The organism is Sphingobacterium sp. NGMCC 1.201703, from assembly GCF_047784615.1.
GTDB lineage: Bacteria > Bacteroidota > Bacteroidia > Sphingobacteriales > Sphingobacteriaceae > Sphingobacterium.
This window is the reverse complement of record NZ_JBLOHD010000012.1, coordinates 79,877-91,959: the sequence shown is the minus strand read 5'-3', so window position 1 is coordinate 91,959 and position 12,083 is coordinate 79,877. Positions and strand designations below refer to the sequence as shown.

Genomic DNA, 12,083 nt, shown 5'->3' with positions numbered 1-12,083 from the left:
GACAGATGAAAAAATATTTCAAGGTAATTTTTATAACGGGTGTGCTGTGGTCCTCCACATCATTACTCTCCTGCAATAAATATCTAGATAAAGAGGAACAGTCCAATGTATCATCCAAAGAAGCATTTAAAAACTTTATCAACTTCCAGGGCTATACGGAAGAACTGTACAACTGCGTGGTCAATTTCAGCAACAACTACTGGACCAACTCCTGGAACTGGGGTGAGGATGAAATAACCTCCACAGCGAACAATTTCCATTTCGTAAACAAAATAGACCAAGGCAATTTTTGGGGCTGGCAAAGGGAGTTTGATGGCTGGGGCGCCGGTTGGATGGATCAGGGTGACTTTACCACCAACAACAACGATGTATTCGGCAACCGTGCCTTTCGCGATCTATGGAGCGCCGCCTGGTTTGGTCTTCGGAAAATAAGTCTTGGCCTAGAAAATATCGACAAACTGACCGAAGCCACACAGGAGGAAAAGAACCTGATCAAGGGGCAACTGTTATTTTTCCGGGGCTGGTTTCACCACCGCCTGATGGAATATTTTGGCGGTATGCCCTACATCAATTATGTACTTCCAAGTGACGAAAAGCTCCGGTTGCCCAGACTTAGCTACCAGGCCTGTGCGGACCTTGCCGCTGCCGATTTTAGGGAAGCGGCCGACCTCCTGCCGATTGATTGGGACAATACAATTGCTGGACAGCGTACACTCGGTAAAAACCAATTGCGCATCAATAAAATCATGGCACTGGCCTATCTCGGCAAGAACTACCTTTGGGCAGGAAGTCCACTGATGAATTTTCAGTCTACCGGAAGTAAAACCTATCAGGCCGATTATTGTAAAAAAGCTGCTCAGGTCTTTGGCGAATTGCTGTCCCTTGTGGAGAGCGGGCAGACAAATTATGCGCTGGTACCCCTGGCCAATATTCATTTAAACTTTTACACCACGGGACAAAACTGGGCTATGCCAGGTAGTACAGAAGCTATTTTTAGAGGCCCTTATATTGATGCATGGGTTTCTAACTGGGGAACGAGCAAGCAATACATCCCACTGGAGGTTGGAGATGGCGACCTTAAATTTATCCCAACCGCAAATTATGTCGATTACTATGGCATGAAAAGCGGCTTACCGATCAAGGACATTACCCAGTCTGATGCTGAGTCGGGATACAATGCCGAATATCCCTGGAAAGATCGCGACCCACGCTTTTATAAGGACATTATTTTTGACGGTGCAAAAGTCGTTCAGGGAAATATGTCGGCATCCGAAGAAAAAAACCGTTACGCGAATCTATTCACAGGCGGAAGCTATCGGGATACCCGTACCGGAAGTCAGACGGGCTACGTCTTACGCAAATTTATCCCTTTAACATCCAATAAATATGATCAAGCCTACAGCTACGGTACCAATCTTCATATTTACGTCCCTTACATGCGTCTTGCCGATGTCTATCTGATGTACGCTGAATCGGCCCTGATGGCTTCCAATTCGGCCATGGGCAAAGCAGACAATTACGGCAAAACAGCCGTCGATGCCATCAATATCGTACGCGACCGGGCCGGCGTGGGCCATGTCGACAGCAAATTTCTCAGCTCCGCAGCCGCCCTGCTCCCCGAGCTACGCCGCGAACGCGCGGTGGAACTTGCCTTCGAAGGCCACCGCTTTAATGATCTGCGCCGCTGGTTGTTATTGACTGAAGCACCTTACACCCTAAAGAAAGCAGTTTCCTTTGATCGAGCAGGAACATTTAATAATCAAGATCCGTCTCAGAATCGCGTGGTCAACATCAAGGAGCATATTCTTGTGGAACGCAAATTTACGAGCAAACATTACTGGTTACCCCTAAAGGTCAGAGATGTCAATATGTATCCCGAGTTCTATCAGAACCCAGGCTGGTAACAAGTTTTTCATTTAATCATTCAAAAAATGAAGTACAAAAAATTAACGATAGCACTATGTCTTGGATTAAGCTGCATCGCCACCACGGAAGGAATGGCCAAAGCATCCCTTGATCCGACCGTTGGACAAACTAAAAATATATTCCGGACATTTTTGACAGCCGCAGCTCCGGACAGTAGCGCCATAGACAGTACGGCACTTGTACAGGTCGCATTCCGCAAAGTCCACAAAAATGACCTTATGGGCAATGTGCAGACCATCAATATCCCGCAATTGCTCGACAAGAGCTACAATACCCACAGTCTGGAAAATCTAGATGCCTTTCTTCCTGGTTATAACGGGAATATCTGGGGGATGAACGGTTATCTGGTCTTAGTGGATGGATTTCCGCGCGATGCCAATAATGTTATGCCTACCGAGATCGAGCAGATCAGTGTGCTAAAAGGAGTCAATGCCATTGCACTCTATGGTAGCCGGGCAGCCAAAGGTGTGATCAGCATCAGCACCAAGCGCGGGAAAGCTGGCGGTCAGCAGGTGAAAATCAGGGCCAATGCTGGTGTCAATGCGGCGATCAGTTATCCAAAATACCTGGGCTCAGCAGAGTATATGACATTGTATAATGAAGCCCGCCAAAATGATGGGCTAAGCCCACTTTACAGTGCCGAAACGATCTATCAGCACGCAGCCGGGACAAACCCCTTTCGTTACCCCAATGTCGATTATTACGCATCGGACTATATCAAAGACCATTATAACCGCTATGATGCGACTGCCGAAATTTCGGGGGGCAATCAGCGCGCGCAGTACTATACCAACTTTGGTTTTTGGTCCGAAGGAGCCATGCTCAATTTTGGGCAGGCGAAAAAAAATAGCGGTGCCAATCGATTTAATATGCGTGGCAATATTGATGTCAAAGTCAGCGATATCATCTCATTGAATGTAGATGCAGCAGCCAGCTTCTATATTTCCAAGGGGGTGAATGCAAACTATTGGGAGGCTGCGGCCAACATTAGGCCGCACCGCTTCTCGCCGCTCATCCCGATCGATATGATCGAGGAAGGCGATGTCAACTCGATGGTATATGTCAACAACAGTAATTTTCTGATCGATGGCAAATACCTGCTGGGGGGAAGTCAGCTGGACCAGACCAACGCGTTCGCAAATGTCTATGCCGGAGGCACAAACCGTTACCTCAACCGACAGTTTCAATTTAATACAGGTTTGAATTTTGACTTAAAAAATATCCTGGAAGGCCTGGTTTTCAAAACCAACCTCGCCGTGGACTATCAGTCCAATTACAATCAGTCCTACAACAACAATTATGCGGTATATCAAGCTTCATGGAACAACTATGATGGAAAAGATCGGATCAGTGGCCTCACAAAATACGGTGATGACCGCATATCGGGGATCCAAAATATCAGCAATAGCAGTTATCGGCAGACCATCGGGCTCAATGGCTCCCTGAATTTTAACCGCACGTATGATAGCAAGCACCATGTGTCAGCAATCCTATTGGCCAATGCCTTTCAGATCGCTACCTCCGGTAGCTACCATAAACTCAGCAATGCCAACCTGGGGCTACAGTTAGGCTACAACTATTCAGGGAAATATTATGTTGACTTTAGTAGCGCCTATAGCCATTCAGCGAAATTGCCAGCGGGAAACAGACAGGCCCTCTCCCCGACACTGGCCCTTGCCTGGCGCCTGTCAAAAGAAAACTTTCTCGCCAACAGTACCGTTGTCAATGAGCTAAGATTGTCCGCTTCGGCAGGGATTTTAAACACCGACCTGGACATCAGCGATTATTTCCTGTATCAGGGCTATTATACCTACAACAATGGGGCCTGGTATAGCTGGGCAGATGGCGCATTGGTACACTCTTTTGACCGACGTAGAGGTGACAATCCAAACATGAAATTCCCAAAACGCAAGGAATTTAACCTCAGCCTTGAAGGCGGACTTTACCATAACCTGATCACCTTCAATACATCTTACTTTTTTAACCGCATGAGCGGCGGGTTGGTACAAGCGGAAACGCAATATCCGATGTATTTTATGACCGGTTGGCCCGTTTACTCGGATCTTCCCTACATCAATTACAACAGTGACGAACGCCGGGGTGTCGACTTTGGTATCAATCTGAACAAGCAGATAAACCAAACTTTTGTATCCCTGGGGTTCAACGGTATGTACTATACGACGAAGGCCGTAAAAAGGGACGAGCTCTATCAGTTTAGCTATCAAAATAGAGCCGGAAAACCGCTCGACGCACTTTGGGGATTACAGCATGATGGTTTTTATAGCAGCCAGTCAGACATAGACAATTCGGCCTTTTCTTCATTTGGTGAGGTAAAACCCGGTGATGTGAAATATAAAGACCAAAATGGGGATGGCACCATCGATACGCGCGACGAAGTCTATCTGGGCAAAGGCGGATGGGCCGGATCACCACTGACGCTCGGACTCAACCTGACGGTCAAATGGAACAACTTCAGCCTATTTGCTGCAGCAACAGGCCAGTTTGGCGCCAAGGCCATGAAAAACAGTTCCTACTTTTGGGTAGATGCGGAGGATAAATATTCGGTGCTCGTCCGTGACCGCTGGACAGAGTCTACCAAAGAGACTGCCACTTATCCGCGCCTGACCACCTTCAACAGCGATAACAACTTTCGAAGCTCTGACTTTTGGCTCTATAAAACCGATCGCATCAACCTGTCCAAAGTGCAGCTTTCCTACGATTTCCCCAAACGAATACTCAGTTCCAAATTTATCCATGAATTAGGTATTTACGCCAACGGATCCAATCTGTTGATGATTGCAAAGGAAAAAGAAACCATGCAACTGAATGTTGGACAAGCGCCGCAAACCCGATTCTTCAACGTCGGCCTAAAGGCTTTATTTTAATCATGAATAGTAAAAATGAGAATGATGAAAAAAATACTAACCCTAGCTATCCTGAGCAGCCTGTTATTTTCCTCCTGCGAAGATATGTTTGAGCCGGCTCTGGAGAATAACCTTGAAATTGAAACGGCCAATAGCCGACCTTTATACGCCCAGGGACTGCTTTTAAACGGGTACAACCGGATTCCGGGCAATAGCTACAGCTTTGATGAGGTCGCGACCGACAATGCGGTGAGCAACGATAAGAACAATACTTTTCTAAAAACGGCAACCGGACAGTGGACAAGCATCAACAACCCTTTTGACCAATGGCGCAACAGCTATGCTGCCATACAGTATCTGAACAATTTTCTGTCCTTAACGGATCAGGTTGAATGGGCCATGGAACCGAAAGTCAGCGTCCTGTTCAACGACCGGATGAAGGGCGAAGCCTATGGCCTCCGTGCGCTGTTTATGTTCCATCTCCTACAGGCGCATGCCGGTAAGTCAAGCACAGGAGAAATCCTGGGGGTACCGATCCATGTGACTCCCGAGACCGTCAATTCGGATTTTAATCAACCTCGGGCTTCATTTGAAGCCTGCATGCAGCAGTTGTACGACGATATCAAAAAAGCAGAGGAATTATTGCCGATGGATTACGAGAATATCAGCAATGATAGCCAGGTTCCGGTCAAATATGCCGGATCCGTAAATGCCAACGATTACAATCGCGTATTTGGCTCCACGTTCAAATTACGGATGACCAAACGCATCGCACAGGCTATCCGCGCCAGGGCAGCGCTATTAGCCGCAAGTCCCGCCTATAGTGAAGGCAGTAAAACGACCTGGGAGCAAGCCGCGACCTATGCGGGACAGGTCATCCAGGCCAAAGGCGGTGCCAGTGGTATCGACCCCAAAGGGTTTACCTGGTACAATAAGGAGGTGGTGGATGGCTTAACCTCCGGATCCAATCCAGCCGAAATCCTTTGGCGCACCGACAAAGGAAATAGCAATAGCATGGAGCAAGACCATTTTCCGCCTACCTTATTTGGCAGAGGCCGGCTCAACCCCACGCAGAACCTGGTCGATGCCTTCCCTATGGAGAATGGCTATCCCATTAGCGATGCCAATTCGGCCTACAATAAAGCCAATCCTTACGATAAGCGGGATCCCCGATTGAAGGCCTATATTATTGTCAATGGTGCCACAGCAGGTGTCAGCAATACGGCGATCAATACGACAGCCAATAGTCCGACAAATGACGGCCTGAACAAAGTCGAAACTTCCACACGGACGGGTTATTACCTGAAAAAACTCCTGCGTCAGGATGTCAACCTCAACCCTTCCTCGTCTACCCAGCAAATGCATTTCAATGCCCGTATACGCATGACGGAGATGTATCTGGCCTATGCCGAGGCAGCCAATGAAGCCTGGGGACCTACGGGCATGGGGACCTTTACGTTCTCCGCCTACGATATCATCAAAGCGATCCGCCGGCGTGCGGGTGTAGGCAGCAACAATGGCGATCCCTACCTGGAGCAGGTCAAAAACAATAAAGATCAAATGCGGCAGCTGATCCGGAACGAACGCCGACTGGAGCTTTGTTTTGAAGGATTCCGCTTCTGGGATCTCCGCCGCTGGAAAATGGATATCAATGTCGCCGCAAAGGGAATGAGCATCAGCAATAACACCTATACCGAAATACCTGTAGAGAATAGACTCTATGAAGCCTATATGAATTACGGCCCAATCCCCTACAGTGAGGTACTTAAATACAGCAATCTTGTACAAAATACAGGCTGGAATTAAACTTAACATGCAAACGATGAAAAAGATCAATATCCTGTACGCGATGGCTTTAGTGAGCCTGGCGTCCTGCAAAAATAACGACTGGGAATTCCCGGACTTCGAATTTCAATCGGTATACTTCGCTTACCAGACCCCCATCAGAACGGTAACCCTGGGCGAAGACATCTTCGACAATAGCCTCGACAACCAGCATAAGGTCAAAGTCATGGCGACCACGGCTGGCGTGTATAACAACAAGAAAGATATTCGTATCGACTTCGTTGTGGACAACAGTCTCACACATGGACTCAGCTACTCCAATGGCCAGGCCGTGACCGCGTTGCCGGACAATTATTATCAGCTTGCCAGCAACCAGATCAGCATCCCGAGCGGTAGCCTCACAGGTGGCGTGGAGGTGCAGCTGACCGACGCATTTTTTGCCGACCCCAAATCCCTCGAGACCTATTACGTCCTCCCCCTAAGGATGACAAAAGTTGCCAACGCCGATTCCATCCTCGCCGGTAAAACTTCCCTACAGACTGCCCATAGGGCTATTGCTTCCGACTGGGATGTCGCGCCAAAAGATTTTATCTTTTATGCCCTCAAATATATTAATCCCTGGCATGGCAATTACCTTCGCCGGGGTACCGACCAGATTGTTGGCAAAGGGGCCAACAGCAGCCTGACTAAAGATGTTGTCCGACATCAGGCCTATGTCGAAAAAGACGAAGTCAAAAATGTCAGCACTGCAGCACTTAACAAATCGGTCTTGCCCCTATCTTTTAAAGGAGCTGGTGATGTCAATATCAATGTCAACCTGAACCTAACTTTTAAGGAGGACAATACCTGTAGCATCAGTTCGGCCAGTGCCGGCATATCCGCTACTGGAAGTGGAAAGTTTGTCAAACGGGGCGAAAAAAACAGTTGGGGCAATGCCGACCGGGATGCACTTTATCTAGCCTATACAATCGATATGGCACAAATGAGCATCAGCAGCAAGGACACCCTCGTGATGCGGGACAGGGCGGTGAAAATGGAAACTTTTACGCCCGTCAAAAAGTAATAGCAATTCAATCATGAACAACGATGAAAAAAATCAATAAAACGCTCGTTTTCCTACTTTCGTTCGGTACCGTCTGGAGTTCCTGTTCCAAATATCAAGCCCTGGAATATGCTGTCGAAAAACCGGAGAAAGTGCTGGAGCAAGAAGATATAAATGCCTACAATCCCCTAAAAAGCTATTTAGACAAACAGGCAAACCCTGGTTTTAAGCTTGGTGTAGCACTCAATATGAATGATTACTTTAACAAAGGGGTACTTTACCGACTGGCCAACCGCAATTTCGAAGAAATGGTGATGGGCTATGAAATGAAGCATGGTTCCATTGTACAAGCCGACGGAAGCCTGAATCTATCACGCGTCGAACAGCTGATCAGGGCTGCACAGGAAAACAACATGGCCCTTTATGGCCACACGCTGTGCTGGCATTCGGGACAGCATGCCGCCTACCTGAATAAGTTAATCGCCCCTGTGGTTATACCAGGCTCGGACGGGCCGGCCCTCGCCGGACATGCCTTAAAAATGAGCAACCCTGCTGTCGTCAATGCCTGGGAAGCACAGACAGCCACAGACATTAGCCCGACGGAAATAGGGAAAGAATATGTATTGAAGATTGTGGCCCGGGGCAGTAAAGCGGGTAATATTGGGATTGATCTGCAAAGCACCTCCAATTATTCCGGCGACAATATGGGGTCATTGGCTTTAACGACAAGCTACAAAGCGTACGAACTTAAAGTAACCGCAACCGCAGCACGTAACCGTTTTATCATCAATTTTGGCCAATACGATGGCACCATTTTCATTGACAAGGTTGTGCTGACAAAAACAGGCAGTTCGGCAAGCCTCATTGTCAACAGTGATTTTGAAAACAATATTGACGGCTGGTTTGGCTGGGGAAACAATTCCACCAGGGCGCAGTCCGCCAATGGCGAAGGTTATGGCAGCCCCGGGGGTAGCACGATCGAGAAAACAGCTGCCGAGAAAGAAGCCATACTCAGTAAAGCGCTGGAAACATTTATTGCCGGTATGCTTGAGAAAACGAAAGGTTATATCAAAGCCTGGGATGTGGTCAACGAACCCATGTCCGACTGGCCGGACCAATATGCCCTAAAAACGGGAGTCGGCAAAAGCGATCTGGCGGATGATGAATTCTACTGGCAGGATTACTTGGGTAAGGATTATGCCGTGAAAGCCTTCCAGTTTGCCCGCAAATATGGCAACGCCAATGATCTCCTATTCATCAATGACTATGGCTTAGAAGGCAGTGGCAACAAATGCAAAGGACTCATCGCCTATGTCAGCTACATCGAAAGCAAAGGCGCTAAAGTGGATGGGATCGGCACCCAGATGCACATCGATATCAATACCAGCAAAGATAACATCGTGAGTATGTTCAATCTATTGGCCGCCACCGGCAAGCTGATCAAAGTATCTGAGCTTGATATTGGCCTGGGAGATGGCATCAAAACCAGCAATGCCACCGCTGAAATGTATCAGAAACAGGCTGACCTGTACAAATTTGTCGTCGAGAAATACCGCGAGATCATTCCCAAGGACAAACAGTACGGTATCACCCTATGGAGCCCCTTGGATAGTCCAGATCAGGAAAGTTCATTCTGGCGGCGCGGAGAACCGATCGGATTATGGACCGAAGGATTTGTCCGAAAGCCCGCCTATCAGGCTGTTGCTGAGGCCTTGTCCGCAAAAAAATAAGATCATTAATCACCCTTTAAATAGTTAAATTATGAGAACAAACAACAAGTGGTTACTGCTGATCTTTTTATTGGCCCTTCTTTCCAGCTGTTCGCGGCTGGAAGAAAAAACACTGATCAGTGAATCCGAAAGAAGTCTTAAGGCCAATGTTTCCGCCCAAGCGGTGACAAACTGGCCAAGGCCGACGCCGACCCTACATGTAGGCGGAAAGTACCTCAAAGACCCCTGTGACAATAACATTGTCCTGCATGGGGTAGCCATTACGCCCAGCCCCTGGTTCAATGGTTGCCAGTATGGCGCCAACTCAGGCTACTGCACCTGGGACAACTACAATGTACAGGGTGCGCTCAATTATAACAAGGCGGTCATGGACAAGCTCAGCAGCGCCGCCGACGGCTGGTACCTCAATTATATCCGTCTGCACATTGATCCTTACTGGACCAATGATCCGGGAGCGCCCATTCCCGAAGACGATATCTCCAGGTTCAACTACAACCGCCTGGTTACCTACACCGACCAGGTCATTATCCCCTTGATCAACCATGCCCGCAGCCGGGGTATGTATGTCATCTTGCGCCCTCCGGGTGTATGTCCGCACCGTATCGCGGTCAATGATGCCTATCATACTTATCTCAAGACCGTCTGGACTTTCCTATCGCAGCACGCTGCCCTGAAAAATGCAGACAATGTGATGTTTGAGCTGGCCAATGAACCGGTTGAGATCCTGGGGACAAACGGAACCTGGGGAATGACGGGCAACGAACATTTTGCTGCATTGAAAAATTTCTTTCAGCCCCTGGTCAATATCATCCGTAACAACGGGGCCAATAATGTCTGCTGGATACCAGGCACCGGTTGGCAGTCCCATTACCAAGGCTACGTCAACAATCAGATTTCCGGTGGCAACATCGGCTACGCCGTGCATATCTATCCGGGATACTGGGGTGGTGTCAATACCTATCAAGCTTTTCAGAATGCCTGGAATACCAATGTCAAACCTATTGCTGACATCGCTCCGATCGCCATTACCGAGACCGACTGGGCGCCACAGGGATACGGCACCTTCGGTACCGGAACCACGGGTACAGCGGGCGGCAATGGTTTTGGCGCCAATCTAAAATATATCGTCGATCAGTCCGGCAATGTAAGCTGGAACCTGCTCGCTCCGGACAATCTGCTTCACAAAGGAGATCCCAATGCCGGTACGGCCTATAACAACGATTGGGAGGCCTGCGCAGCTCCTGCAAAACAGTGGTTTCAGCAATATGCCACCTCCAATTATCCCATGTCTAACTGCACTATCACTAGCCTAGTGAATAATGGGGTTTACGAAATCGAATTTCAGACTGATGCCAACAAAGTACTTGATTTAAAATCAGGGGAAGATGCCAACGGCGCAGTACTCCGACCCTGGACCCGAAATAGCGCAAATGCACAGCGCTGGGTAGCCATCGATGCGGGCAATGGGTACTGGCGCTTTGTTTCCAAAGCAAGCGCCAGCAATCGCTGTATTGACCTGGCGAGTAACAGCAACGCGCTCGGAACTGCGATCCGGCTCTGGCAAAACTATGGCAATGATGCGCAGGCCTGGAAGGTCACCGCTGTAGCCAATGGCTATTACAAAATTACCTCAAAGGTCGATGCTACACGCGGTTGGGATGTACCCAACTGTACCATGGATGGCAACTCCAATCTGCATCTTTGGGATTACTACGGTACATCCTGTCAATTGTTTAAATTCAAATTTATAGCGATGAATTAAAGGTTATCTTTTCGCGGTAAGCTTGCTTACCGCGAAATAGCTTAATTTTAAAAACATGAAAACCTTCACCATGCGACAAATACATTTTAAAGTCCTGCTATTGCTCATCATGGCATGCAATTTTTCGAGTACAGCAGCGTTTGCCCAGGACAAAAACTTTCATATTTACCTTTGTTTTGGGCAATCCAATATGGAGGGACACGGCCAATTCGAACCCCAGGATACCATTGCCCTCGAACGTTTCCAGCTACTGTCGGCAGTAGACTGTCCCGACTTAGGGCGGCAATATGGCCAATGGTCTCCCGCCCGGGCACCGCTTACACGCTGCCATACCGGACTTACACCTGCAGATTATTTTGGCCGAACGCTTGTTGAAAATCTTCCCAAGAATATTGAGGTCGGTGTCATCAATGTTTCGGTAGGCGGCTGCCACATTCAATTGTTTGATCAGGACAGCAGCGCGAGCTATGTCGCAAGGGCACCGGAGTGGATGAAATCCATGCTTGCTGCCTATGACAACAATCCTTATCAGAGACTGGTGGCGCTAGCCCGGATGGCACAGCAGAAAGGTGTTATCAAAGGGATTTTGCTTCATCAGGGTGAGTCCAACACCGGCGATCGCCAATGGCCCGATAAAGTGAAAAAAGTCTATGAAAACCTCTTACATGATTTACAGCTGAAAGCCCAAGATGTCCCGCTGCTTGCCGGCGAACTCCTATCGGCCGAAGCTGGAGGGAAATGCGCTAGCATGAACAGCATTATCCAGACCCTGCCGGCAACGATCCCTACTGCCCATATCATCTCCTCTAAAGGCTGTGCAGGTATTGGCGACGGACTACATTTCAGTCCTGCGGGATACCGACAGCTGGGCAAGAATTATGCAGCAAGCATGCTTAGATTGCTGCAGAAAACAAAAAAATAAAGAAAGCTAGGGAATCAATCCCTAGCCTTACCAGATTATCGGCAATATTGCC

At 48.3% G+C, this 12,083-nt stretch carries 7 protein-coding genes; all 7 read left to right on the top strand.

Annotated elements, in window-relative coordinates; genetic code table 11:
• Positions 1-5: 5 nt before the first annotated feature.
• From ACK8HY_RS21965 to ACK8HY_RS21935, 7 genes are read left to right on the top strand one after another with little or no spacing between them, the layout of a single operon-like run.
• The gene (locus ACK8HY_RS21965; RefSeq protein WP_416134833.1) at positions 6-1,904 is read left to right on the top strand and encodes a RagB/SusD family nutrient uptake outer membrane protein; all 1,899 of its coding nucleotides are present in this window, start codon (positions 6-8) and stop codon (positions 1,902-1,904) included.
• 27 nt (positions 1,905-1,931) lie between these two features.
• Positions 1,932-4,811: a SusC/RagA family TonB-linked outer membrane protein gene (locus ACK8HY_RS21960; protein ID WP_416134832.1), complete on the top strand. Its 2,880-nt coding sequence runs from the start codon at positions 1,932-1,934 to the stop codon at positions 4,809-4,811.
• 24 nt (positions 4,812-4,835) lie between these two features.
• Positions 4,836-6,596, top strand: a complete 1,761-nt coding sequence (locus ACK8HY_RS21955; protein WP_416134831.1) for a RagB/SusD family nutrient uptake outer membrane protein — start codon at positions 4,836-4,838, stop codon at positions 6,594-6,596.
• Positions 6,597-6,612: 16 nt separating this feature from the next.
• Complete coding sequence (locus tag ACK8HY_RS21950; protein ID WP_416134830.1) at positions 6,613-7,638, top strand: DUF5627 domain-containing protein; 1,026 nt, start codon at positions 6,613-6,615, stop codon at positions 7,636-7,638.
• Between the two features lie 23 nt (positions 7,639-7,661).
• On the top strand, positions 7,662-9,347 hold the full coding sequence (locus ACK8HY_RS21945) for an endo-1,4-beta-xylanase (protein ID WP_416134829.1): 1,686 nt from the start codon (positions 7,662-7,664) through the stop codon (positions 9,345-9,347).
• A gap of 31 nt (positions 9,348-9,378) precedes the next feature.
• Positions 9,379-11,109 carry an RICIN domain-containing protein gene (locus ACK8HY_RS21940; RefSeq protein ID WP_416134828.1) on the top strand — a complete coding sequence of 577 codons (1,731 nt, stop codon included), beginning with the start codon at positions 9,379-9,381 and terminating at the stop codon, positions 11,107-11,109.
• Between the two features lie 55 nt (positions 11,110-11,164).
• Positions 11,165-12,031: a sialate O-acetylesterase gene (locus ACK8HY_RS21935; RefSeq protein ID WP_416134827.1), complete on the top strand. Its 867-nt coding sequence runs from the start codon at positions 11,165-11,167 to the stop codon at positions 12,029-12,031.
• Positions 12,032-12,083: the final 52 nt, after the last annotated feature.